Source organism: Zymobacter sp. IVIA_12111.31 C1 (assembly GCF_047495495.1).
GTDB lineage: Bacteria > Pseudomonadota > Gammaproteobacteria > Pseudomonadales > Halomonadaceae > Zymobacter.
This window is the reverse complement of record NZ_CP179930.1, coordinates 498357-523658: the sequence shown is the minus strand read 5'-3', so window position 1 is coordinate 523658 and position 25302 is coordinate 498357. Positions and strand designations below refer to the sequence as shown.

At 58.7% G+C, this 25302-nt stretch carries 17 protein-coding genes; 9 read left to right on the top strand and 8 right to left on the bottom strand.

Annotated elements, in window-relative coordinates; all coding sequences use genetic code 11:
* Nucleotides 1-82: 82 nt before the first annotated feature.
* Together lysS and prfB are read right to left on the bottom strand one after the other, a co-directional pair.
* Nucleotides 83-1627 (bottom strand): lysine--tRNA ligase, encoded by a 1545-nt coding sequence (gene lysS, locus ACMHYW_RS02335; protein ID WP_414500719.1) that lies wholly within the window; start codon nucleotides 1625-1627, stop codon nucleotides 83-85.
* Between the two features lie 164 nt (nucleotides 1628-1791).
* A protein-coding gene (prfB, locus tag ACMHYW_RS02330; RefSeq protein WP_120185318.1) for a peptide chain release factor 2 occupies nucleotides 1792-2890 on the bottom strand; the annotation gives its coding sequence in 2 pieces (ribosomal slippage) (nucleotides 1792-2814 and nucleotides 2816-2890; 1098 coding nt in all).
* A gap of 601 nt (nucleotides 2891-3491) precedes the next feature.
* On the opposite strand from prfB, the gene ACMHYW_RS02325 reads away from it, so the two are divergent.
* From ACMHYW_RS02325 to ACMHYW_RS02285, 9 genes are all read left to right on the top strand, one after another.
* A complete protein-coding gene (locus ACMHYW_RS02325; protein ID WP_414500718.1) occupies nucleotides 3492-5069 on the top strand; it encodes a peptide ABC transporter substrate-binding protein in 1578 nt (525 codons plus the stop codon).
* A 148-nt stretch (nucleotides 5070-5217) separates the two neighbouring features.
* Nucleotides 5218-6828 (top strand): peptide ABC transporter substrate-binding protein, encoded by a 1611-nt coding sequence (locus tag ACMHYW_RS02320; RefSeq protein ID WP_414500717.1) that lies wholly within the window; start codon nucleotides 5218-5220, stop codon nucleotides 6826-6828.
* A gap of 541 nt (nucleotides 6829-7369) precedes the next feature.
* A complete protein-coding gene (locus tag ACMHYW_RS02315; protein ID WP_414500716.1) occupies nucleotides 7370-8308 on the top strand; it encodes a GNAT family N-acetyltransferase in 939 nt (312 codons plus the stop codon).
* Nucleotides 8309-8687: 379 nt separating this feature from the next.
* A complete protein-coding gene (locus ACMHYW_RS02310; protein WP_414500715.1) occupies nucleotides 8688-10271 on the top strand; it encodes a peptide ABC transporter substrate-binding protein in 1584 nt (527 codons plus the stop codon).
* A gap of 215 nt (nucleotides 10272-10486) precedes the next feature.
* Complete coding sequence (locus tag ACMHYW_RS02305) at nucleotides 10487-12097, top strand: peptide ABC transporter substrate-binding protein (protein WP_414500714.1); 1611 nt, start codon at nucleotides 10487-10489, stop codon at nucleotides 12095-12097.
* 195 nt (nucleotides 12098-12292) lie between these two features.
* Nucleotides 12293-13237 (top strand): oligopeptide ABC transporter permease OppB, encoded by a 945-nt coding sequence (gene oppB, locus ACMHYW_RS02300; protein WP_414500713.1) that lies wholly within the window; start codon nucleotides 12293-12295, stop codon nucleotides 13235-13237.
* Between the two features lie 59 nt (nucleotides 13238-13296).
* Nucleotides 13297-14184, top strand: a complete 888-nt coding sequence (locus ACMHYW_RS02295; RefSeq protein WP_027704639.1) for an ABC transporter permease — start codon at nucleotides 13297-13299, stop codon at nucleotides 14182-14184.
* A gap of 20 nt (nucleotides 14185-14204) precedes the next feature.
* Entirely contained in the window at nucleotides 14205-15818 is a 1614-nt protein-coding gene (locus ACMHYW_RS02290; protein ID WP_414500712.1) for an ABC transporter ATP-binding protein, read from the top strand.
* Between the two features lie 525 nt (nucleotides 15819-16343).
* Nucleotides 16344-17441: a porin gene (locus ACMHYW_RS02285; protein ID WP_414500711.1), complete on the top strand. Its 1098-nt coding sequence runs from the start codon at nucleotides 16344-16346 to the stop codon at nucleotides 17439-17441.
* A 471-nt stretch (nucleotides 17442-17912) separates the two neighbouring features.
* On the opposite strand, the gene recJ is transcribed toward ACMHYW_RS02285, so the two are convergent.
* The 6 genes from recJ to rplS all read right to left on the bottom strand — a co-directional run bounded on the left by recJ (nucleotide 17913) and on the right by rplS (nucleotide 25235).
* A complete protein-coding gene (gene recJ, locus ACMHYW_RS02280) occupies nucleotides 17913-19730 on the bottom strand; it encodes a single-stranded-DNA-specific exonuclease RecJ (protein ID WP_414500710.1) in 1818 nt (605 codons plus the stop codon).
* Nucleotides 19730-21118, bottom strand: a complete 1389-nt coding sequence (thrC, locus tag ACMHYW_RS02275) for a threonine synthase (RefSeq protein WP_414500709.1) — start codon at nucleotides 21116-21118, stop codon at nucleotides 19730-19732. Before thrC ends, recJ begins: the two co-directional genes overlap by 1 nt.
* A 115-nt stretch (nucleotides 21119-21233) precedes the next feature.
* Complete coding sequence (locus ACMHYW_RS02270) at nucleotides 21234-22559, bottom strand: homoserine dehydrogenase (RefSeq protein ID WP_414500708.1); 1326 nt, start codon at nucleotides 22557-22559, stop codon at nucleotides 21234-21236.
* Between the two features lie 59 nt (nucleotides 22560-22618).
* The gene (locus ACMHYW_RS02265) at nucleotides 22619-23386 is read right to left on the bottom strand and encodes a DsbC family protein (protein ID WP_414500707.1); all 768 of its coding nucleotides are present in this window, start codon (nucleotides 23384-23386) and stop codon (nucleotides 22619-22621) included.
* A gap of 55 nt (nucleotides 23387-23441) precedes the next feature.
* Complete coding sequence (gene xerD, locus ACMHYW_RS02260; RefSeq protein WP_414501457.1) at nucleotides 23442-24356, bottom strand: site-specific tyrosine recombinase XerD; 915 nt, start codon at nucleotides 24354-24356, stop codon at nucleotides 23442-23444.
* A gap of 522 nt (nucleotides 24357-24878) precedes the next feature.
* On the bottom strand, nucleotides 24879-25235 hold the full coding sequence (gene rplS / locus ACMHYW_RS02255) for a 50S ribosomal protein L19 (protein ID WP_027704630.1): 357 nt from the start codon (nucleotides 25233-25235) through the stop codon (nucleotides 24879-24881).
* Nucleotides 25236-25302 lie beyond the last annotated feature (67 nt).

Below are 25302 nucleotides of genomic sequence, written 5' to 3'. Positions count from 1 at the left end.
AAAAAAGTGGAAGAACGGTGTCACCCTACTTACTAGCAACACCGCACGTTACCGGCACTCGAAGGTGCCCGAACCCTGCGCGTCAGTCGACCAGCGGACGCATGGCCGGGAACAGCAGCACGTCACGGATCGACGGGCTATTGGTCAGCAACATGACCAGACGGTCGATACCGATCCCTTCACCTGCTGTCGGCGGCATACCGTACTCGAGCGCACAGACATAGTCTGCATCGTAGTACATGGCTTCAAGGTCGCCGGCATCCTTCTCGGCCACCTGCGCGCGGAAACGCTCAGCCTGATCTTCGGCATCGTTCAACTCGGAGAAGCCGTTGGCGATCTCGCGGCCGCCGACGAAGAACTCGAAGCGGTCGGTGACGTCAGGATTTTGGTCGTTGCGGCGAGCCAGCGGACTGACTTCTGCAGGATACTCGGTAATGAACGTCGGCACGATAAGACGATGTTCTGCCACTTCTTCGAACACTTCCGTCAGCAGACGACCTTCGCCCCAGTTGTCGCGCGTTTCGATGCCCAGACGCTTGGTCAGCGCCAGCAGCGCTGCCTTGTCGGCCAGATCTTGCTCGGTGATGTTCTGCTCGGCACCGTATTTCAGCACAGACTCACGCATCGTCAGGCGATCGAACGGCTTGGCCAGGTCGATCGTGATGGCATCGTCGTCCTGCCCCATCTGCAGCTCAGTAGAGCCCAGCACGGTGGTAGCGACGTGACGCAGCATATCTTCCGTCAGCGAGATCAGGTCACGGTAGTCCGCAAACGCCCAGTAGAACTCCAACATGGTGAACTCGGGGTTGTGACGGGTAGACAGACCTTCGTTGCGGAAGTTGCGGTTGATTTCGAACACGCGTTCGAAGCCGCCCACGACCAGACGCTTGAGGTACAGTTCCGGCGCGATACGCAGGTACATGTCCATGTCGAGCGCGTTGTGATGCGTGATAAACGGACGCGCCGTAGCACCACCCGGAATCGCCTGCAGCATCGGCGTTTCGACTTCCATGAACGCACGTTCGCCGAGGTACTGGCGAATTGCGGCGATCACGGCGGCACGGACACGGAAAGTGTCACGCACTTCAGGGTTCACGATCAGATCGACGTAGCGCTGACGATAGCGGCTTTCCTGATCGGTCAGGCCGTGGAACTTGTCAGGCAGCGGACGCAGGCTTTTGGTCAGAAGGCGAGCGCCTTCCATCATGACGTACAGATCACCCTTGCCAGATTTGTGCACCGGGCCATGTGCCGCCACGATGTCACCGATGTCCCAGCCTTTGATGTCGGCCAGTACGTCTTCCGGCAGCCCTTTCTTGTTGACGTACAGCTGGATCTGACTGCTGACGTCTTGGATGACGATGAACGGGCCGCGCTTACGCATGATACGACCGGCAACGGCCGCTTTGCGGTCCTTCTGTTCCAGCGTTTCCTTGTCGAACTCACCCAGCTCGGCCTGCAGCTCAGCGGCCAGGCTGTCGCGACGGAAATCGTTGGGGAACGCACTGCGTCCTTCGGTTTCAGCACGCTCGCGCAGTGCGGTCAGCTTGGCGCGACGCTCAGCGATCAGAGGGTGTTCTTGTGCTGCGTCGGCAGCGTCATGATGAGGCTGATCCTGATGACCCATGGAACCATCCTGTTAGCAAACGGGAGGCAGCCGACCCATGATCGACTGCGTCATGAACGAAAACGTCACTGCGGCTGTCGCAGTGACGACCACCGGTTTTGTCGACCGGCATATTTATCAACCGGCATATTTTGTCGACCGGCATAGAAAGCGCGCTGCAGGCCTTACAGGCCGGCTTTCAGGCTGGCTTCGATGAAGGCATCCAGATCACCGTCGAGCACCTTGTCGCAGTTGCTGCTCTGCACGTTGGTACGCAGGTCCTTGATGCGCTGGTCATCCAGCACGTAAGAACGGATCTGGCTGCCCCAGCCGATGTCCGACTTGGAGTCTTCCAGCTTCTGTTTCTCTGCGTTGCGCATCTGCATTTCGCGCTCGTACAGCTTCGCTTTCAGCATCTTCATCGCGCGATCGCGGTTGGCATGCTGCGAGCGTTCAGTCTGGCAGGACACGACCACGTTGGTCGGTTCGTGCGTGATACGCACGGCCGAGTCGGTGGTGTTGACGTGCTGACCACCGGCACCGCTGGAGCGATAAGTGTCGACACGCAGATCGGCAGGGTTGATGTCGATTTCGAAGCTGTCATCGACTTCCGGAGAAAGGAAGACGGACGCGAACGAGGTGTGACGACGACCACCGGAATCGAACGGGCTCTTGCGCACCAAGCGGTGAACGCCGGTTTCGGTACGCAGCCAGCCGAAGGCATATTCGCCCTGGATATGGATGGTCGCCGACTTGATACCGGCGACCTCGCCCGCACTGACTTCGACCAGCTCGGTCTTGAAGCCGTGGTGCTCTGCCCAGCGCAGGTACATGCGCAGCAGGATGTTGGCCCAATCCTGTGCCTCGGTACCACCGGAACCCGACTGGATATCGAGATAGGCGTTGTTGGCATCCATTTCGCCCGAGAACATGCGACGAAATTCCAGTTCGGCCAGACGCGCTTCCAGCTGTTCTAGATCGGCCTTCACCGCCTCGACGGTATCTTCGTCATCTTCCATGACGGCCAGCTCTAGCAGCTCGCGGTTATCGGTCACGCCATCGTCGATTGCGTCGATGGTACCGACGATCATTTCAAGGCGTGCACGTTCGCGGCCCAGATCCTGAGCGCGTGCGGGGTCGTTCCAGATATCTGGATTTTCCAGCTCACGGGTAACTTCTTCTAGCTGCTCTTTACTGGCAGCGTAGTCAAAGATACCCCCTCAGGACGTCGGCGCGTTCGGCCAAGTCCTTGAGCGTGTTGTGAATGGGATTCAGTTCCTGCATGAACAGTTCCTTTCGGATGTAACGTCAGGGCCCGCGCGCACCCAATCGTGCAGCGGCCCCGCAAAGAAGAAGGCTATTGTAGGGCATCAGCCCATGAAGCGTCATCCCACAACGCAGACTTCATGCACGACAAATGCCAGCGGGTGGTTCGGCCATCACGGTCAATCGTGGCATCAAGCGCCTCCCCTCCCCTTGTTCCCTACCCACCACCCCACTTATACAGACCTCTTTCAAGGCAATGACCGAACAGCATCGGGATGAAGAAAAAGGCCGGTCCCAGCACCTATGAAGCGCGCTGCAAACAGGGTGCCCCGTCGCACATAGGAGGTGATTGCACAGTGCATAACCATATTCCTGTCATATCTGACTAAAGTGGAAATCTATAGTGGCCTAACGTCAGCACTCCCTTTAGAGTATGAGAAAAGGCCATAGCGGAATCCGGCCGGGAAACAACGGCGTCTGCGCCTTGGCGTAGTGCCTTGAATTTCCTCGTCGATGCCACCGGACATGGCCCATGCCGTCTCCCTATGCCATGCGGAACTCAGGCATAGGCGGTGGCAGGATTCCGTGCCCATGACCCCTTGATGACAGGATACGCCTCATGTCTCGATTCCACGGTTTTATGACTGCCAGCGCGGCAGCTCTCAGCCTGCTGCTCGCTGCACAGGCCAACGCCTACACGCTTAAGGTAGGCATCACCAGCAACCCGGCGTCGCTTAGCCCCGCCAAGATCACTGGCGGTACGTGGGAAGAAGACGTGCTGCGTGACATCTATGCGGGTCTGGTCGACGTTTCTGCCGACGGCAAAGTGATCCCAGGGGTCGCGGAACGCTGGGAAGTTTCCGAAGACGGCCTGACATGGACGTTCCACCTGCGCGAAAGCAAATGGTCCGACGGCTCGCCCGTGACCGCTGACGACTTCGCCTTCTCGCTGCGCTATTTCGTGACACCGCAGAACGCAGCGACGGGGGTTGAGCGTCTGTATCCGATCGTCAATGCGGAAGATATCGCGCGCGGCAAGGCTTCGCCCGACACCCTTGGCGTCGAATCCAAGGATGAAGGCCGCACGCTGGTGATCCATCTGCGCGAACGCACACCGTATTTCGCCAAGATGATGGTGCTGTACCCGTTCTACCCCATGCCGCATACGCTGGTGGAAAAACTGGGTGACCGCTGGAGCCAGCCGGACAACATCGTGACCAACGGCGCATTCAAGCCCGCGTCGTGGACCATCAATACCGAACTGGCGACCGTTAAGAACCCCAATTACTACGATGCCGAGCACGTAGCGTTGGATGGCGTCAATTTCTACCCGACCGAGGACCGCAACGCGGGGGTTACCCGTCTGCGCGCGGGCGGTCTGGACATCCTGCGTGACTTCCCAGCATCGCGCCTGAATGAACTGAAGGGTCTCATTCCTGACGCCGTTCACGTCACGCCGCGTCTGGGCACTTACTATTACACGATGAACCTGCGCGATGGACAGCCCACCGCCGACCGTCGTGTACGCGAGGCCCTGTCACTGGCAATCCAGCGCGAGCTGATCACCAGCAAGCTGTTGAGCGATTCAGTTCAGCCGGCTTATGCACTGGTTCCCCCGGGTACCAGCGACTACACCAATCAGCCGCTCGCAGAGCTGAAGAACGACCCGCAGAAACGTCTGGAACGCGCCAAGGCGCTGCTGGCCGAAGCAGGCTACGGCCCCAACAAACCGCTGACGCTCAAGCTGACCTACAACAACAGCCCTGAGCACAAGCGTATCGCTGTAGCCATCGCCGCGATGTGGAAGCAGATCGGCGTGAACACCTCGATTGAAAACGCGGAAGCCAACGTTCACTACAGCAACATGCGTCGCGGTCAGTTCCAGATCGGCCGTGCAGCATGGCTGTCCAGCTACGACGATGCGCAGAACTTCCTGCAGCTGACGTACACCGAAGGCAACAACTACGGTAACTATCAGAACCCGCGCTTCCGCGAGCTCTACGAAGCAGCCAACCGCGCCAAGACGCCGGAAGAACGCCGCGAGCTCATGCAGAAGGCTGAAAAACAGTTGGCCGACGACATCGTATTGATCCCGATCTACTACTATGCCGCGCTCAACCTCGTGAACCCCGGCCTCAAAGGGTGGCAGGACAATGCCATTGATGTGCATCCCTCTCGCTGGATTTCACATCCTTAACCCTCGTAAGATTTACATGCAGCCTGCCGATAACGCAGGCTGCATGCGTTATGAGCCGGCGCATCATGAGCACGATTCATGGCCTCCGTGAACCGTGCTCATGATGGGCTTCAGTCTTCTGTCGAACGCTACGGAATCTGGAACACTGATGTCATCCCTATCACTTCTTCCCCGTACTCGTCACCGCCTGCTCTCAGGCGCAGCATTGGCGGCCGCTCTAAGTGCATCGCTCGTCCACGCTGACTCACTGTCGGTAGGCATCGTCGGCGACATGGCTTCTCTCGATCCAGCGGCCATCAACGGTGCCAGCTGGGAGAACGACGTCCTGCAGGACATCTATGAAGGCCTAGTCACGACGTCGGCATCCGGGGAGCTGATTCCCGGCGCCGCCGCACGCTGGCAAGTCTCAGCGGATGGCCGGACGTGGACTTTCACCCTGCGTGACGATGCACGCTGGTCGGACGGCGCTCTCGTTACCGCAGACGACTTCGTACAAGCGTTCCGTCACCAGCTCGACCCGACCGTTGCCGCCAGCTATGCCAACATGTTCTACCCGATCCGCCACGCGCAGGAAGTCAACAGCGGCAAGCTGCCCTTGACGGCCCTCGGCGTCACCTCACGCAACAGTGGCCGTACGCTGGTGATCGAACTGGAACACCCGACGCCTTACATCCTGCGCATCTTGGCGCACGGCACCGCAGCACCGCTGCCCACTCACCTGATCGCCAAGGATTCGCAGTGGAAAAGCATCGGGCATCTGGTCACCAACGGGGCCTACACGCCAACGGAATGGGCACCGCAGTCCTATCTGCGCGTACAGCGTAATGCCGCCTTCCATGCGGCACAGGATGTCAGCTACGACAGCGTCACCTACTACATTACCGACAGCCGTCAGTCAGCGATCATGCGCTTCCGAGCCCGCGCACTCGACATCGCCCGCACAGTACCGGCCGAGCGCCTGCAGTGGCTCCAGCAGATAGAACCACAGGCGCTGCACGTTTCACCGATGCTGGGCAGCTACTTTTACGCCTTCAACACCGTCAACGGTCACCCCACCAACGATCCGCGCGTGCGCGAAGCGCTCAGCCTCGCCGTCAACCGCACCACTATCGCCGATCAGGTGCTGGCAGGCGGCTTCGTGCCCTCCTATTCGCTCGTCCCGGCGTCAATGACAGGCTATACCCCTCAGCAGGTGCCCGATGCATCCGTTACCGATGCGACGGCCCGCAGTGAGCGCGCGCGTCAGCTGCTGAAGGAGGCTGGCTATGACCAGAGCCGTCCGCTGACCCTCAAGCTGCGCTACGACAACAGCGAGGACAACCGCAAGAGCGCTCTGGCGCTAGCGGCCATGTGGCAGCGCATCGGGGTCAAGAGCCAGCTGGAGAAAGCGGAACCGCCCATTCATCATGCCGCGATACATCAGGGTGATTTCGATGTGGCGCGCGCCAAGTGGGATGCAGACTACGACGATGCGATGACCTTCTTGGATACGCTGACATCGTGGAGCACCAATAACTACAGCCACTACCACAACAGCGCCTACGACTCGCTGATCAAAGAAGCAGTGGATGCCGTGGACCCGACGATCCGCCGCCAGCTGCTTGAACAGGCCGAACAGGTCGCCATGAAAGACTATGCGGTGTTGCCACTGATGACCCAGCGCAGCCTCAACCTTGTATCGCCCGCCGTCAGCGGCTGGCAGGACAACGCCCTAGACATTCATCTGTCCCGCTGGATGAAACCGTCCGCTCAGCACTGAGCCACTCGGCATTCATCCTTGAAAAGGCGTTCGGCATCACGGCTGAACGCCTTTTTTGCGAGAAGGCATCGGCCAGCACGCCCCAGACACAGCCACATCACCCGATCAGACCGGCACGTGCACGTACCAACCTGCACGACTGCTTCGCAGCGCCGGAATAACGGCCCACTGATTCAACAGAAATCGCCCGCTGAGCACCAAGACAGACCCTCTTGCCCAGCCCTCGGCTTTCCCGAACACCTCATTCGGATAACACCGCGCCCCGTCGTTCCTACAGTCAAACTGCGCCTGTCGAGCAGATCTACCGCCACTTGTACGGGCGCGCGCGGCCTCTTTTCGCGTGCGCTTAACAACCCTGTAACGCAATCTCTCGCTATCGCACGGATAACGCTGCGCTTTATCTACCTGGCGGGAAACACTGATGCTGGCGCACAGCATGTGCTGCGCATGCCATGTGCGCTTCAAGCGTACGGAAAGGTTGCATTCGACTCCCTTCTGTCGATATGGTTAACACTGTTAACTAAATAGCGAGGCGCGAGCCATGTCGACCGTTACGTTACCCTGCGATGAAGTGCGCGGCTTCCGTACCCTGCTGCGCGAGATGGTGCGCGAACTGGGAATGCTGAATCGCACCCTTCATGACACCGGCCTCTCGCCGCTTCAGAGCCATATCCTGATCGAACTGGGCCAGCGGCCGCTCGGCGTGACCGAATTGGCTCGATTGCTGTGCGCCGAAAAATCCAGTATCAGCCGCACGCTGCGCAGCCTGACCGATAACGGCCTGCTGGCCAGACAGGAAGACGACAGGGATCGGCGTGCCTCGGTCTTCCTACTGACGGAAAAAGGGCAACATGTGCTGCAAGATGTTCACCTGCATGCCGACCAGCATATTCTCAATGCGCTGGCGCTCTCCTCAGAGTCCGAGCAGCGGGCAATGGTCAACACCGCCAAGACGCTGACCGCGGCCCTGCGCAGTGCTCGGCGTCAGGAAGACGCTCGTATAGCGCTGCGCCCGATCCAGCCAAAGGATGATCCGGCTATTCAGCGTGTCATCGTGCGCAGTTTCGAGGAAAACGGTATCGCGCACCTCGAAGGCGTCAGCCTGCACGATCCGGCACTTGGTCACCTCAGTCATGCCTATGCCTTGTCACGGGCGGGGTACTGGATCGCCACGCAGGGTGGCCGCGTGATTGGCGGCGTCGGCATTGCGCCACTGGCCGGAGCCGACGACCAGCACTGCGAAATGCAGAAGCTCTATCTGGACAGTCAGTTCGCTGGGATGGGAATAGGCCGACGCCTCATCGCACACGCACTGCACGAGGCACGCGCCTTCGGCTACCGTTACTGCTATCTGGAAACGCTGAATGAACTCTCGTCGACCGTCGGCCTCTACCGCACGTTTGGATTCGAATACTGTGCTCGCTTGGGCCACACCGGGCACGGCAGCTGCGACATATGCATGCTGAAAGTGCTGGAGTAACGCACCTCATACGCCGCAGGGTCTTTTCCTCTGCGGCGTTTTTCGTTCACGCCGCCATTTCTCACGCAACGCTGAACCGTACTTGCCGTGCCCCCCTCTTCGACACTCGATACCGCACGCCGCCTATTTCGCAAAAGGCTCCCACACCGTGGGCATACCCGCCCATACCGTGCCCCTTCCAATCTCTGCGAGCACATTTAGTTGCTCGGCCTCTTAGACAGGAAATAAACGCTTCCTTTCTTATTACCGCCTTCCTGCGCATTGTTATGTCCTGCCCGTGGGTACGATACGCTACGCTAACTGTTAATCTCCCCGATATTCAAACAGGTTACTGCCTCATATACGTCTGGCAGTAGGCCATGACATTAGGACATCCGCCGTGCAAAGAACGCTGACCCATCGTGCCGCTACCCTGCTGCTGTCCTGCCTGCTGTCGCCGCTCGCCATTGCGGCACCGCTGCGCATCGACAATACCGGCGAACCGGAAACCCTTGATCCCCAAATGGCGACAGGGCTGCGCGAGTTCCGCATTGACCGTGAACTGTACGAGCCACTGATCACCTACGATGCCGAAGGCAAGCTGATTCCGGGGCTGGCCCAGTCATGGGAAACGTCAGCGGACGGCCGAACATGGACCTTCCACCTGCGCGATGCGAAGTGGTCGGATGGTCAGCCCATCACCGCCGACGATGCCGTCTTCGCCCTTCAGCGCGCGCTACTGCCGTCCACGCATTCACAGAACGCCTATCTGTACTACCCGATCGCCAACGCCCGCGACGTTAACACCGGCAAGAAGGCACCAGACACACTGGGCGTACGAGCACTCGACGCGCATACCGTCGAAATTACGCTGGATGCACCGCTGTCCTACATGACATCCGTCATGGCCGATATCGCGCTGGCACCGCTGCCCAAGCACGCCATCAAAACGCTCGACAACACCCACTGGGTGCGTCAACAGCCGTTGGTGGTCAGCGGCCCGTATCAGCTCGACCACTGGACACCACAGGTTGAAGTGGTCGTGAAGAAGAACCCCGCTTATTACGCCGCGGACAGCGTGAAGATCGACAGCGCCGTGTTCTATCCGATCGAAAACACCGCTACGGCACTGACCCGCTACCGCAGCGGAGCACTGGACATCTCTTACAGCCAGATTCCTTCGGCACAGTACAGCTGGGCACGCGAGCACCTTGCCGATGCACTCAAGACCTATCCAGTGCTGGTGCATTACGTGTATCTACCCAATATGAGAGAAGGCCAGCCGTTGGCGGACCATCGCGTGCGTGAAGCGATGAACCTTGCCGTGCAGCGCGAGCTGATCACCGACAAGGTCATTCAGAGCGGTCAGCGCCCGTCCTACGCTGCCGTACCCGCCGTCGTTACCCAGCCACATCAGGCTCCTCACTTCGACTTCCAGTCGTGGCCTTACGCGCAACGTCTCGAACGTGCCAAAGCGCTGATGAAAGAAGCGGGCTATAGCCCCGAACACCCGCTGGACGTCGAGCTGGCCATCAATTCAGTCGATGACCACCGCCGCATTGCCGTTGCACTGGCTGCGATGTGGAAACCGATCGGCATCGCGCCCTATTTCGTCACCCGCGACAGCTCGGCCCACTACAGCGCCATTCACCACGCGCAGTTCCAACTGGCCCGTTACGGCTTTCTTGGCGCAATGATGACGCCCGCCGAAGAACTCGGCATGTATGTGTCGGATGCCAGCAACAACTACGCGGGCTATCAGAATCCGCGCTATGACCAGAAAGTCGCGGAAGGCGTACACGCCCTGACGCCTGAAGCGGCACAGCGGGCCTTTGATGATGCCCAGCACATGCTGCTGGATGACATGGCGATGATCCCGATTCTGGACCAAACACAGTCACTGTTGGTGTCATCTAAAGTAAAAGGCTGGCAACCCAATGCGGTCGATGTTCATCCGCTGCGCTATCTGTCCGTCACGCCGTGACGTCGTCCTCTTCAGTTAATTAGGTTGCTATCAAGTAAGGAGGCTTTAACATTGAACGAGAGGGTCTATAAGACAGATTGCCTTACCCTCATTATCTGGTAGCGTGAAGGTTTTCCCGTTGAACGGCACACGATATGCAATGGCATGGGCGAACAATAACAACGCATGCCGTTGCACTACTCTTCTTCTGACGAAGACCCTTTAGGGAGAGCACAATGAAAACAGCAACCTCTGGCGCACTGGTGCGCGCATTGAAGGTGTCGGCGCTACTGATGGCGTTCGGCTCGCCGCTGACGCTGGCCAGCACACTGCGGATCGACAACGCTGGCGAGCCGGGCACGCTTGACCCGCAGCAGGCTCAGGGACTGTGGGAAAACCATATCCTGCAAGAAATGTACGAACCGCTGCTCACCTTCGATGCCAAGGGCAATATCATCCCGGGCCTGGCCTCTTCTTGGGAAACATCGGCAGACGGTCGCAAGATCACCTTCCATCTGCGTGACGCCAAGTGGTCCGACGGGCAGCCCATCACTGCCGACGATGCGGTGTTCGGTCTGCAGCGCACGCTGCTGCCCGATACGGCTAACCCTAACGCCTATTACTACTATCCGATCCTGAACGCCGAGCAGATCAATCAGGGCAAACTTCCGGCCTCGGCACTTGGCGTTAAAGCGCTGGATGCCCATACGCTGGAAGTCACGCTGACGCGTCCCAACTCTTATATTCTGGCGGAATTCGCGGCACAGCCCTCTGTGCCCTTGCCCAAGCACAGTATCAAATCCCTCACTAATCACAGCTGGAGCGCACGGCAGCCGGTCGTCAGCGGCCCTTACCTGCTTGATCACTGGAATCCACACGTTGATGTACTGCTGAAGAAGAACCCCTCGTTCTATAACGCAGACAAGGTCAGCATCGACAACGTGGTGTTCTACCCTATCGAAGACCCGCTTTCGGCAGTAAACCGCTACCGTACGCACACGCTGGATATCTCCTATAACCAGATACCGTCGGCGCGTTTGGCCGAACTGCGCAAGGACATGCCCAGCGACGTACAGGTTTTTCCGTCACTGTCGCACTACTATTACCTGCCCAACATGAAGCAAGGGCAGCCTTTAGCGGACAAGCGCATCCGCGAAGCGATGAACATGACCGTCCAGCGTGAGGTCATCACCGATAAAGTGTTGAGGAACGGCTATGTGCCCACGACCTCCATCCTGCCCAGAACGATGAGCAAGGGTGCCTATGCGGTGGATGCGGACTTCCAGTCGTGGCCAATGAGCCAGCGCATCGAACGGGCGCGCGAACTGATGAAGGAAGCCGGTTACGATAAGGATCATCCGCTTGCACTCGAGATGAGTTTCAACTCGCTGGACGACCACCGCCGCGTTGCCGTCGCCATGGCGGCGATGTGGAAGCAGATTGGGGTCAACGTGACCTTGCAGACACGTGATGTGGCCAATCACTACAACAGCGTCAAGCTGGGCCAGTTCCAGCTGGCTCGTCACGGTACGATCCCGTCCATCGACAACCCCGTCGAAATGCTGGCCATGTTTGTCAGTGGCAGCCCGGACAATCGTTCCGGCTATACCAACCCAGAATTCGATCGCCATGTGAACAGCGCTATCACGGCCATGTCGCCTGAGGAAGCCCAGCGTGAATGGCAGGCGGCCCAGCAAATTGCCATGAACGACGTCGTGGAAATTCCAGTGATGGATATGGCAATGGCCTATCTGGTGTCGCCCGCACTGAAGGGGTGGGAGCCGAATCCGCTTGATGTGCACCCACTACGCTACGTATCGCTGCAGAATCAATCGACTCAGCCGTGATCGTACAAGGCCGATGAGATAAGGCAACCGCTGGCATTTCGTCTGTCGGTTCATCGGCGAAAACACGTTGGTGCTGCCATGCCGGAGCGTTTCGGACTGGCATGGCAGCCATTATTCCGCCATCATTCGTCCCTTTTGTAGCAATGCCGTGCCAACGTGCATACGCTGGATACATACGCCAAGAGACTTGCCACTATGCTGAAGTACATCATCAAACGGCTACTGCAAGCGATTCCGACGCTTCTCATCGTCATCACTCTGTCATTCTTCATGATGCGGCTTGCCCCGGGTGGCCCGTTTGACGGTGAACGCCAGTTGCCCCCAGAAATAGAAGCCAACCTGATGCGCTCCTACGGGCTCGATAAGCCCTTGCTGGTGCAGTACGGGAACTACCTGACGTCGCTGGCGCACGGTGATCTGGGACCGTCCTTCCGTGACAAGGACCACACGGTCAACGAACAGCTCGCACAGGGTCTGCCGGTCAGTATGACGATCGGCCTGCTGGCCATGGCGCTGGCCCTACTGGTCGGTCTGCCGCTCGGCATTCTGGCCGCTCTGCGGCGCAACGGTATCGTCGACTATGCCGTGATGGGGGTCGCACTGAGCGGTATTGCCATTCCCAACTTCGTGCTTGCACCGCTGATGGCGGTCTTCTTCGGTCTGATCCTGCGGTGGCTGCCCGTCAGTGGCTGGCCTACGGCTGGCCAAGGCATGATGAGCTATCTACCGTACATGGTGCTGCCCGTCATCGCGCTGTCTATCCAGCAGATCGCCTACATCGCCCGCATGATGAGGGCGTCGATGATTGAGGTGTTGGGCCAGCCGTTCATCCGTACCGCTCGCGCCAAGGGGCTGTCGACAGTACAAATCATTCGCCGTCACGCCCTGCGCCCAGCCATGCTCCCCATCCTGTCATACCTCGGGCCGGCCATCACCGGCATCATCACCGGTTCGGTTGTGGTCGAGAAGATCTTTTCCATCCCGGGCGTGGGCTCCTACTTCGTACAGGGAGCCACCAACCGCGACTACACCTTGGTCATGGGGACCGTCGTACTGTATGCCACCATCATCATCGTCATGAACCTGTTGGTCGATCTGCTGTACGCCTTCGTCGACCCTCAGGTCCGTCACAACCGTTGAGGTTCAGGTGATGTATACGCTACGTCTTTATCTTCTTGCCCGATTGCAGTGAGTTTGCCATGACATCTTCAAAACCAGCTTCCTCTGCTGCGCTTTCCGGCAGCAGCCTGAGCCGCGAAGCTTGGCGGCGTCTCCGCCAGAATAAGGCCGCCATGCTCGGCCTAACGCTTCTCATCCTGATGATGGTGATCTGCGTCTTCGGCCCTTACTTTTCGCCGTGGGACCTCGACAGCGTCGACTTCGAGAACATCAGCGGCAGCCCGCCCTCCTTCGCGGCCCATCACTGGCTCGGTACCGACTCTGTTGGCCGCGATGTGCTGACGCGCACCCTCTATGGCGGGCGCATCTCGTTGGCGGTCGCCTTCATCGCATCGTTCGTGAGCCTGATCATCGGGGTGACTTACGGTGCCATCGCAGGCTATGTCGGCGGTCGTGTCGACACCCTGATGATGCGCTTCGTCGATATTCTGTTCTCGCTGCCGTTCATGTTCATCGTCATCCTACTGATGGTCACGTTCGGTCGAAATATTCTGCTGATCTTTGCCGCCATCGGGGCCGTCGAATGGCTCGACATGGCGCGCATCGTGCGCGGTCAGGTGATGTCGCTCAAGCACCGCGAGTTCGTTGAAGCAGCGAACGCATTGGGCGCCAGCGACACCAGCATCATCTTCCGCCATATGATTCCGAACACGCTGGGCTCGGTCATCGTCTACATCACGCTGACCGTTCCGCGCGTTATCCTGATGGAAAGCTTCCTGTCGTTCCTCGGTCTCGGGGTGCAGGAACCGAACACCAGCTGGGGGGTCGCGATCTCGGAAGGCCGCGATGTCATGGAAACCATGCCGTGGACACTGATCGTACCGTCCATCTTCCTTGCAGTGACGCTGTTCAGCCTGAACTTCTTAGGCGATGGACTGCGTGACGCTCTTGATCCCAAAACGCGCTGAGGCAGCCAAAGGAACGCTCTATGACGATGCAAGACACAGCGCCTTTGCTTGATGTAAAAGGCCTCAACGTTCACTTCCGTCTGCCCACGGGCGACATGCACGCCGTCAAGGACGTCAACTTCTCGGTACGCGCAGGCGAAGTGCTGGCACTGGTCGGCGAGTCCGGCTCGGGCAAATCCGTGACGGCCAACAGCCTGATGCAGCTGTTACCCGATATCGCGACCCTCAGCGGTGAGGCCACGTTCGATGGCAGCAACCTGCTGACCCAGAGCGAACGGGCCATGCGCCGTGTACGCGGCCAAGATATTTCGATGATCTTCCAGGAGCCGATGACATCGCTCAATCCGCTCCAGCGTATCGGCCGTCAAATCGAAGAGGTGCTCAAGCAGCACACCTCGCTCGGCAGTGCGGGGCGCCATGCGCGGGTCATCTCACTACTGGAACAGGTCGGCATTCCCGAACCTCATCGCCGCTATCGCAGCTTCCCGACCGAACTTTCGGGCGGCCAACGCCAACGCGTCATGATCGCGATGGCACTGGCCTGCAACCCCCGCCTACTGATTGCCGACGAACCCACGACCGCACTGGACGTGACCGTGCAGGCCCAGATTCTGGCGCTGCTGCGTTCGCTGCAACAGCAGCACAACATGGCGGTGATCTTTATCACCCATGACTTGGCACTGGTGCGCCATTTTGCCGATACCGTCTGCGTCATGCGCCAAGGCGAGCTGGTCGAATCAGGCCGCGTAAAGGATGTGTTCAATCACCCCGAGCACCCCTATACGCGCCAGCTGATTGATGCCATTCCGCGCGGCAGCAAGGCTCCCGTGCCTGACGATGCCCCGGTGCTGCTCGAAGCGCGCAACATCAGCGTGACCTACCCCATCCCACGCGGCCTGTTCCACACTGATCATTTTCAGGCGGTTGACGGCATTGACCTGACACTGCGCAAGGGCCAGACGCTGGGGATCGTGGGCGAGTCCGGTTCAGGTAAATCGACGCTGGGACGAGCCCTGCTGCGCCTGATTGACTGCGAAGGCCAGATCATCTTCGACGGCCACAACATTGCCGCCATTCCTGCCCGGCGTCTGCGCTCACGCCGCAGCGAGATGCAAGTCGTCTTCCAAGACCCTTACGGCTCGCTGTCGCCCCGCATGACCGTGGGCGAGATCATCGGTGAAGGACTGCGTACGCAGTTTCCGCACATGTCCTACGATGAGCGCGAGCGGCGCATCAGCGAGGTCATCAAGGAGGTCGCGCTCGACCCAGAAGTACGCAACCGCTATCCCCACGAATTCTCAGGGGGGCAGCGCCAGCGTATCGCCATCGCGCGAGCGGTCGTGCTCAATCCTCGCTTCCTACTGCTGGATGAACCCACATCGGCCCTTGACCGCTCGGTGCAGGCACGCATCATCCAGCTACTGCGCGATCTGCAGCAGAAGTACGAGATGAGCTATATCTTCATCAGTCACGATCTCGGCGTCGTGCGCGCCCTTTCCGACACCATCATGGTGATGCAGAAAGGCAAGGTGGTCGAATCGGGCCCAACGGCCCAGCTGTTCGAAGCCCCCAAAGAGCGCTATACGCAAACGCTGCTGGCCGCCGCATTTCTGGATGCCCCTCAAGCTTCCTGACCGGACGATAAAACGCCCCGGCATCCACTCATTACGGTGGATACCGGGGCGTTTTTTTATAAGAAAATAAAAAAGAATAAGCTAATAAATAGCCTGCAAATAAATAACATACCCAATTAATATCAGAAGCACTTCGTTGGTGCTTATAACTCAGCTGTCATATATTTTTCATAGTGGTTGCATTATCATGCTGTCGTTACTGGGAACTTTCCCGTATAAATAAGCGCATGTGTGTCGTAGCCGTGCTGGCATCTGCAGCACGTTTATGGCATAAGAAGTTTCCCGAGATGCAGTGCGTAAATGGGTGCCTTTCATTTATGCATAATGAAACACTATCAAATCATCTGCTTCCCCGCCGATATTGAAGTGATTCATAAGCCGACGTCTCCACGAGGTCTTTGCTGGCATAGTACCTGCAAGGTCACGTGATGGACTGACCGCTATAAATAAAACCAATAAGAACATTCATGGCAGACACGCCCTGTCTGCTAAACCATTATGCTGACATCATCAAGGATCAACGACATGCAGATTTCCGCGAAGCATGCCCTCAAGCTGGCAATCGGTGCCGCTGCACTGGTAGGTGCCGCTCAAGCCAACGCTTTCACTGCTTTCCAGACCTCAGGTCCGCAGTCTGACGAGCTCATCATCAAAGGTCGTGTCGCTTATCAGTACGACTGGAACCAAGGCGGCGCCAACCATGATGATCATGATGACGCAGCGTCCCGTACTGCCATCAAATATACTCACCATTTCAACGAAGACTTTGCCGTTCTAGGCACGACAGAATGGGGCTACAACCCGTTCTTCCGTCACGGTTCTGACACTCGTCGCAACAAGCTCGACTACTACAAACGTCTGCAGTTTGCAGGGGTTTCCTACAAAGGCATCGGTACACTGACCTACGGTAAACAGGCTTCTGTCTACAGCATGGTCACCGATGCCACCGACCAATACTGGGTCTTTGGCGCAGCGGCTAACGGCAAAAACACCCAGAAACACTTGGTGGGTGCGGACCGTCCGGACGACAGCCTGAAATACCAGAACACCTTCGGTGACGTTACCGTTGGTTTGATGTTCGGTGGCAACGACCATGACGACGAAAGCAAAGGCCTTACTCGCCGTCACTTCGACCAGGCTGCCGTCAACTGGCAGATTGCACCTGACGTCACCATCGGCACTGCCTACAACCATGCGGCAATGAAACACGAAGGCGGTAAAGACTTCGACGTCGAACAGTACGTCGTAGGCGCTACGTGGACGCCGGGCAACTGGACACTTGGCGTACTGGCGGGCCAGTACCACAACCAGTTGGATGACGCCACAAGCACTCGCGGTTATGAAACCTTCACTCAGTACGCCTTCAAGGATCTCGTTTCCTTCGGTGACGTATCCCTGTACGGCGGTCTGAACCGTCTTGAAGACCGCAATGGCCCGGCACGTACCAGCTCCTACATCGTAGGTACGGCGCTGAAAACCCACAAAGGGTTCGGCTCTAAAGACAACTTCATTGTTGCTCTTGAACACGTCTTCAATGACAACAAAAATACCGATGGACGTGATCTTGACGCCGAAGGTACCAACCTCGACCAGACCTCTCTGCTGGTTCGCTACAACTACTGATAGCGATCTTCAGAATATGTCGTGACGCACTGCCCCGCCAGTGCGTCACCGAGGCACCAGACCCAGCTTCGGCTGGGTCTTTTCGTATCCCCGTCCTACGTCTTGCATTTGCCCTAGCTGAACATCATCCGTTCACTGTATGTGACCGTCCCCATCAGACAGAGTTCAGTCCATCGCACAGGGCTTAAGCCTCATTTCTGATCATGATCATCAGATTTAATATTTTGCGGGCGGGTCTGCGGGTCTGCGGGTCTGCGGGTCTGCGGGTCTGCGGGTCTGCGGGTCTGCGGGTCTGCGGGTCTGCGGGTCTGCGGGTCTGCGGGTCTGCGGGTCTGCGGGTCTGCGGGTCTGCGGGTCTGCGGGTCTGCGGGTCTGCGGGTCTGCGGGTCTGCGGGTCTGCGGAAAAGATAATGGCCCCGCCTCTGACAAGGCAAGGGCCATCCTGTACAACCAAGTGCGCCTTACTGAAACTTACGCCACCTCGGCATGGCTCACCATCAACTGAAGCGATACGACGCCACGATAGCTGTTGCGTGCCAGACGATAGGCACACCGGATGCGATCACCTGGGCCAAACGGACTTTCCTGACCCGCTGCAATCGCCTTGAACCATATGGCACGGTACTGCATACGCCCAGCGCCGAGCATCAACATCATGTGGTTGCGCTGACTGCCGACCAAACGACAGTCATGGATCTCGAACACGCCTTCAAACAGCGGCTCTTCGAACTCGCGCCCAAACGGTGCTAGCTGTTCCAGCAGCGCGACGGTTTCCAGTGACACCTCTTCCGGCAGCAGCTCGCCATCTGTCAGTACGACGGGCGTCAGTTCTCGATCGCCCAGTTGATCGGCCACGGCCTGCTCAAGTTGATGCTGAAACGCCTCAACGTGCTCTCTGAACAGCGTAACGCCGGCCGCCCCGGCATGACCACCAAAGCGCAACAGCGCTCCTGAAACGCGCTCATGCACCTGTTGCAAGGCCTGCCGCAGATGCACACCTTCGATGGATCGCCCTGAACCACTGAGCTGATTGAGCGCAGGCGCATTGGTCAGAATCACCGTCGGTCGCCCATAGCGCTGAACCAAACGTGAAGCGACGATGCCCTGAACACCGGCATGCCCTTCGGGCAAATGGATCACCAGTACGGGCGCATTGCGCTCCAGCAGCGGCTGCGCCTTCTGGATAGCCTGTTCGACCATCTCGGCTTCAATCATCTTGCGCGATTGATTGTCGGCGTCGAGGATATCGAGGTAGCGACGTGCCGTGGCATCATCTGATGCCATCATGAAATGCAGTGCCGCATAGGGATCATCCAGTCGAGAGCGCGCGTTAATGCGCGGCCCCATCTGGAACCCCAGCGTGCCCGCATCGAACGGCAAACTGTCGGCCCCCAAGCGCTCGGCCATTACACGCCAGCACGGCGCATCCATACGATTGATGAGCGCCAGCCCACGCGTGACAACGGCGCGATTGATCGCACTGCGCCCAAGAGAGACGCAGTCCGCCACCGTCCCCAGCGCCACATACGACAGCCAACCGGACAGCCGAGGCGTCGATTCGGGAATCGCGCCCCATTCAACCAGCTGAGCGCGGGTCTGCATCATGATCAACCAAGCGACCATGCAGCCTGCAATCGTCGTATCAGGGTAGTCGCAGTCTTCACGCGAAGGATTAACGACCGCATAAGCAGAAGCTGGCGGTCCTTCGACGGGCAGTGCATGGTGATCGGTCACCACAACATCAATGCCCTCAGCGGCCAGACGGGCGATACGCGGCTCGTCCGACGACCCGCAGTCAGCCGTAATGACCAGTGTCGGGCGAGGCCTGAGCGCTAGCGTATGCTCGACTAACGGCGCGCTGATGCCATAGCCATCGTTGATGCGATGCCCGATCAGACTGTGCAGACGCGCTTCAGGGACACCAAATAGCTCGTGTAGCGTGCGCTTGATTACGACATGGGAAGTGATGCCATCGACATCGTAATCGGTCAGGATCCCGATCTGCTCGCCTTCGGTCACTGCCTGCGCAATGCGGGCCGCTGCGCGCTCACCATCCTTGAGCTGGCAAGGATGCACGATACTGCCCAGCGTCGGCGTAACCAGTTCTGCCAGATCCGTACACCCCTTGAGACGCCCTGCCAGCACGCGCGCTGCCAGCGGCGACAGCCCCAATGCCTGAGCAGCAGCCAGCACGCCACCATCCTGCTCACGTCGAACAAGGCAGACCTCGGTGGTCGCTTGCGATACCGGCGCAGGCACAGCCTGCGCCAGAGAGGTTGCACGACTCATCAGTGACGATGACTCTCGACGAACGCCTGAACCGCACGCTGCTCAGCAGGCAGTACGTCGTAGTACTCGTCCGCGGCCAGCATTTCGACGAAGTGCGGCGGCAGTACGGGTTCGGCCAGCCCGGCCTTGACGATAGCGTCAGAGAACTTGGCCGGGTGCGCGGTCGCCAGCGTGACCATCGGTACGTCAGGGTGCTGGTTGCATTTTTCAGCCGCGTACACGCCCGTTGCCGTATGCGGGTCAAGGACTTCGCCCGTGCGGTCGAACATCTCACGAATCACTTTCAGAATAGTGTCATCACTCGCCGTTGCGCTGGAGAACAGCTCGCGCATGCGCGCCAGCGGTGCATCGGCCAGTGCCGCAGGTGCTTTCTGGAAGCGTTCCAGCAGCTCGCGAACGGCAGCGCCATCACAGCCATATGCGAAGAACAACAGGCGTTCGAAGTTCGACGACACCACGATGTCCATCGACGGCGCCAGCGTCGCCAGCAGTTCCTTGCGAGAGAAGTCGTTGGATGCCAGGGTGCGGTGCAGGATGTCGTTCGCATTGGTCGCGATGACCAGCTGACGAATCGGCACACCCATTTCACGCGCGATATAGCCTGCGAAGATGTTGCCGAAATTGGCAGACGGCACGGTGAAGCTGACCTCACGATCCGGTGCACCCAGCGCTACGGCCGCCGCAACGTAGTAGACGGTCTGCGCCATAATTCGCGCCCAGTTGATCGAGTTCACCGCGATCAGGCGCGTGCCGTGCAGGAAGGCCTGGTCAGCAAAGCTGCCTTTGACGATCGCCTGCGCGTCATCGAAGTTACCTTCGATGGCGATGTTGTGAACGTTGTCGGCCTTAACGGTCGTCATCTGGCGACGCTGAATCTCGGAAACGCGGCCTTTGGGGTGCAGGATAAAAATATCCAGGTTTTCGCAGGCACGGCAGCCTTCGATGGCGGCCGAACCGGTGTCACCTGAAGTGGCCCCCATGATGACGCCTTTCTCGTCACGCTGTTTAAGGAAGTGATCCAGCAAGCGGCCCAGCAGCTGCAACGCCACATCTTTGAATGCCAGCGTCGGACCGTGGAACAGCTCCAGCAAGAAGTGGTTGCTGTTCAGCTGTTTGAGCGGCACAACGGCATCGTGATGGAAAGAGGCGTAGCTTTCTTCGATCAGGCGACGGAAGGTGGCATCGTCGATGGCATCGCCCACGAACGGACGCATCACGCGATAAGCAATCTCGACGTAGGAGCAGCCCGCCATGGCACGCAGATCATCCGGCGTGATCTTCGGCAGGGTTTCGGGCACATACAGCCCGCCATCGCTTGCCAGACCCGCCAGCAGTACATCTTCGAATCCCAATGCAGGGGCCTGACCCCGCGTGCTGATATAACGCATGCCCAATATCGTCCCATGTGTTCTGTTGATCATGAAGGCCCGGCACTATCGGCTAGGGCACTCCATGCGAAAAGGGTGCTTCATGAACGCTACAGCGCCCGTCTGACAGGATGCTTCAGTGACGCGCCTGACCAAAATGCTCAACGCGAATGCGATTAGCAGGATGCACGACGTCATCCAGCGCTTCAAGGCGCTCAATGGCCGCATTCATGTGCGCTTCGCTGGCTTCATGCGTCAGTAGAATGATATTGACGCGATTGGCCCCTTCACTGCAATCGCATTGCAGCATGGATTCAATGCTGATGGCGTTCTCGGCCAGAATAGCCGTAATTGCAGCCAGCACACCCGGGCGATCTTCCACGACAAGGCGCAGGTAATAACTGCAGACCACTTCATCCATCGGCAGCACAACAGGAACGGCTTCACCGTCAGCCGGTGCATTGAAGCCGAGATAAGGCGTACGGTATTCAGCAGGCATCGCCATGTCGCGGGAAACGTCGATCAAGTCGGCAATAACGGCAGAGGCCGTTTCTTCGCCACCGGCACCCGCACCATAGTAGAGCGTCGGGCCGACGGCATCGCCCATCACTTCGACAGCGTTGAGTGCGCCGCTAACGCTGGCCAGCAGCTGAGAGGCTGGCACCAGAGTCGGGTGCACGCGCAGTTCAATGCCCTTGTCGGTTTGGCGCGCAATGCCCAGATGCTTGATGACATAGCCCATGCGCCCAGCCTGTGTGATGTCTTCCTGCGTCAGGCGAGAAATGCCTTCGGTGTAGACCCGCTCGAACTGCAACGGAATCCCGAACGCCGCCGAGGCCAGCAGCGTCAGTTTGTGTGCGGCATCAATACCTTCGACATCGAACGTCGGGTCGGCTTCGGCATAGCCCAGTGCTTGTGCTTCGGCCAGCACGTCCTCGAAGGAACGGCCTTCATCACGCATATGGGTCAGGATGAAGTTGCCGGTACCGTTGATGATGCCGCCCAGCCATTCAATGCGGTTGGCACTCAGCCCTTCGCGCAGCGCTTTGATGATCGGGATACCACCGGCGACGGCAGCTTCGTAAGCCACGATGACGCCCTTTTCAGCCGCTGCGCGGAAGATCTCATCGCCCTGCTCGGCCAGCAGTGCCTTGTTAGCCGTCACGACATGCTTGCCGTGAGCGATGGCTTCCAGCACCAGCTCGCGCGCCACGGTGTTACCACCGATCAGTTCGACAACAACATCCACTTCGGGATCGCGAGCCACGTCGAAGATGTCGCGCGACACGCATACATCACCGGTGTCACAGGCAGGGTTATCACGGCGAGCACCCACGTGCTCGACCACGATGGGACGCCCTGCGCGGCGTTCAATCTCACGCGCATTGCGCTTGAGCACATTGAAGGTACCGCTACCGACGGTACCAAGACCACAGAGCCCTACCTTGAGAGGTTTATGCATTATTGTCTCCTACTACGGGGGGTCATGGATGACATTATCATAAGCGATACGGTGCGCCGTTAGTTCTGGTAGTCCAGACCCAGCGCTTGCACTAGCTGTGGAGCGGGCAGATAGCCGTCCAGCTGTTCGCCGTTTTCAAGGAAGATGGCGGGCGTGCCCTTGACGCCCAGCTTGAGGCCCAGCGCGTACTGTTCACCGACCTTGCCCATGCACTCCTTGCCACTGTTGCGCAATTTCTCACCGCGCATGGCGGCCGACAGCGCTTCGGTCGGATTGGGCTGACGGCTGCACAGCACGGCGGCCAGCGTCTGGGCACTGGCAGATTCGGGTCCTGTACGGGGGAACATCTGATAGCGAACTTCGATGCCCTGCCGGTTCAGTTCGCCCACTTCGGCATGCAGCTTCTGGCAGTAAGGGCAGGTACTGTCAGTGAAGACACGAATAACAGCGCGTACCTTGCCTGCAGGCTTGAAGGTCACGGAATCTTCGGCACGGATGCCCTGTACGATATCCTTGCGCTCACGCGCTTCCTGCTGACGCGTCAGGTTCAGTAGCCCTTTGGGGGTGTTCTCATACAGATTGCCGGTCATCATATAATGGCCGCTGGCATCGGCATAGAACGCATCGCCCGTATCCAGGCGCACACGATACAGCCCGCTGACGGGCGAAGGCTCTACCGCGGTGACATTGACCTTTTCGCCGCCGATGGACAGCTGTTTCAGCCCTTCAGGGATAGAAGCCGCGGTGGCCAGCAGACTGCCGCCCAGTCCAGTGGCGATCAGTAACGTTGCTGCTGCGCGTGTCAGGATGTCCTTGCCAATCTGCATGAATCGTCTCCGGTGCCTTTCCATTGAGTAGGTAATGCCTTGCCAGCCGCCGTGGCTAACCACGCGGATGGTGCTGCTGATGCAGCGCTTCCAATCGCTGCTGTGCAACGTGGGTATAGATCTGGGTTGTCGATAGATCAGTGTGGCCCAGCAGCGCCTGTACGACGCGCAGATGCGCACCGTGATCGAGCAGATGGGTCGCAAAGGCATGACGCAGCGTGTGCGGCGACAGCGGCTTATCAATACAGGCCACCTGCGCATAGTGCTTGATGCGATACCAGAAAGTCTGTCGCGTCATGAAGCCATTGTGGCGACCGGGAAACAGCGGCGGTACCGTAATGTCCGTCACCAAGCCGGGGCGCGCCTCTTTCAGATAGCGCTCAATCCAGTCCAGCGCCTCTTCGCCCAGCGGCACCAGCCGCTCCTTGTCCCCTTTACCAATCACCCGCACGATGCCCTGACGGATGCTGACGCTGTCGGTGCGCAGCGATACCAACTCGCTGACACGCAGTCCACTAGCATACAGAACTTCGAGCATGGTGCGATCCCGCAGCCCAATCAGCGTATCGACATCAGGTGCCGCCAGCAGACGCTCGACCTCATCTTCATCCAGCGTTTCAGGCAGCCCGGGGCGAACGCGCGGCAGCGCTATTTCAGCCAGAGGGTCGTGATCAATGAAGTGAGTCAGCTGTGCCCAGCGATAGAAGCGCCGCAACGCTGACAGTAGACGCGCACTTGAGCGCGAGTGATAGCCCACCTGCTGACGCCGTTCGAGAAAGGCCTCTGCGTCGTCGTGCCGAGCGTCCAGCAGACCACGCTTAGACCACGCCGCGAGAAAGCCTGCCCAGTGGCGCATGTCGCGCCCGTACGCCGCCAGCGTGTGCTCGCTGGCTCCACGTTCAAGCCAAAGCGTATCGAGACACTGCTGTATCAAGCCATCGTCTTCTGGGGCAATCGGGGCCGTCGCCATGCGCTGGTCATCGACTGACACTGATCCTGTCATATGACACGCTCCCGTTGTGCGCGTTCACACGCGCCGGATTCCATGCTCGATAGCACTATAACAACGCCGACAACCCTACTACAGGTAGCCCGTGATGAAAGGTCGGAAAACGCTGTACTCAGCCCGACCACACCGCGTGAGATCACCCTCTTCCTACATGTGCGGCATCATTACAGATCAGACAAAGCGATCGCAGAGCCTCTAATCCTGCCCATCAGCAGCCAACCGCGTGCAGCATAAACTCAGCAAGCTGACCTGACAGCACAAGGCCGATGCGCTAATCAGTCCCCGGACACTCCGTCCGGAGAGCGGCAGCAATCGCCTCTAGCCGAATCATCCACAACCCCTTCTTTGAGGAGTGGGTGTGGATAAATCAGATGACGAGCGTGCCAAAATTTGGAGCATCAAACGCAGAACCCCGCGAGCACCAAGGCGTCGCGGGGTTCTGGTATGCAGTGGCTGCCGACGATGCGGCAGCCAGGCGCATCATCAGGACAGTTTTTCCTTGATGCGTGCAGACTTACCGCTACGCTCACGGAGGTAGTACAGTTTAGCCTGACGAACGTCACCGCGACGTTTCAGTTCGATGCTGTCAACCAGCTTACTGAACGTCTGGAAGGTACGCTCAACGCCAACACCGTGAGAGATCTTACGAACGGTGAATGCGGAGTTCAGACCACGGTTACGTTTACCGATGACAACGCCTTCGAACGCCTGCAGACGTTCACGAGTACCTTCGACAACCTTAACCTGAACGACGACGGTGTCCCCCGGGCCGAAGCTCGGAATTTCTTTGCCCATCTGTTCGGCTTCGATCGCCTGGATCACTTTATTGCGGTTGCTCATTGCTCTCTACCTTCTCTACTTCCGATCCTGATTCGGACCGGGATCCCGACGAACTTCGCGGGGATCG

Excerpts from the sequence above, each read along its gene's own strand:
- lysS (WP_414500719.1), bottom strand. The coding sequence starts at position 1,627 with ATGGGTCATCAGGATCAGCCTCATCATGACGCTGCCGACGCAGCACAA.
- ACMHYW_RS02325 (WP_414500718.1), top strand. The coding sequence starts at position 3,492 with ATGTCTCGATTCCACGGTTTTATGACTGCCAGCGCGGCAGCTCTCAGC.
- ACMHYW_RS02320 (WP_414500717.1), top strand. The coding sequence starts at position 5,218 with ATGTCATCCCTATCACTTCTTCCCCGTACTCGTCACCGCCTGCTCTCA.
- ACMHYW_RS02315 (WP_414500716.1), top strand. The coding sequence starts at position 7,370 with ATGTCGACCGTTACGTTACCCTGCGATGAAGTGCGCGGCTTCCGTACC.
- ACMHYW_RS02305 (WP_414500714.1), top strand. The coding sequence starts at position 10,487 with ATGAAAACAGCAACCTCTGGCGCACTGGTGCGCGCATTGAAGGTGTCG.
- oppB (WP_414500713.1), top strand. The coding sequence starts at position 12,293 with ATGCTGAAGTACATCATCAAACGGCTACTGCAAGCGATTCCGACGCTT.
- ACMHYW_RS02295 (WP_027704639.1), top strand. The coding sequence starts at position 13,297 with ATGACATCTTCAAAACCAGCTTCCTCTGCTGCGCTTTCCGGCAGCAGC.
- ACMHYW_RS02290 (WP_414500712.1), top strand. The coding sequence starts at position 14,205 with ATGACGATGCAAGACACAGCGCCTTTGCTTGATGTAAAAGGCCTCAAC.
- ACMHYW_RS02285 (WP_414500711.1), top strand. The coding sequence starts at position 16,344 with ATGCAGATTTCCGCGAAGCATGCCCTCAAGCTGGCAATCGGTGCCGCT.
- recJ (WP_414500710.1), bottom strand. The coding sequence starts at position 19,730 with ATGAGTCGTGCAACCTCTCTGGCGCAGGCTGTGCCTGCGCCGGTATCG.
- thrC (WP_414500709.1), bottom strand. The coding sequence starts at position 21,118 with ATGCGTTATATCAGCACGCGGGGTCAGGCCCCTGCATTGGGATTCGAA.
- ACMHYW_RS02270 (WP_414500708.1), bottom strand. The coding sequence starts at position 22,559 with ATGCATAAACCTCTCAAGGTAGGGCTCTGTGGTCTTGGTACCGTCGGT.
- ACMHYW_RS02265 (WP_414500707.1), bottom strand. The coding sequence starts at position 23,386 with ATGCAGATTGGCAAGGACATCCTGACACGCGCAGCAGCAACGTTACTG.
- xerD (WP_414501457.1), bottom strand. The coding sequence starts at position 24,356 with ATGGCGACGGCCCCGATTGCCCCAGAAGACGATGGCTTGATACAGCAG.
- rplS (WP_027704630.1), bottom strand. The coding sequence starts at position 25,235 with ATGAGCAACCGCAATAAAGTGATCCAGGCGATCGAAGCCGAACAGATG.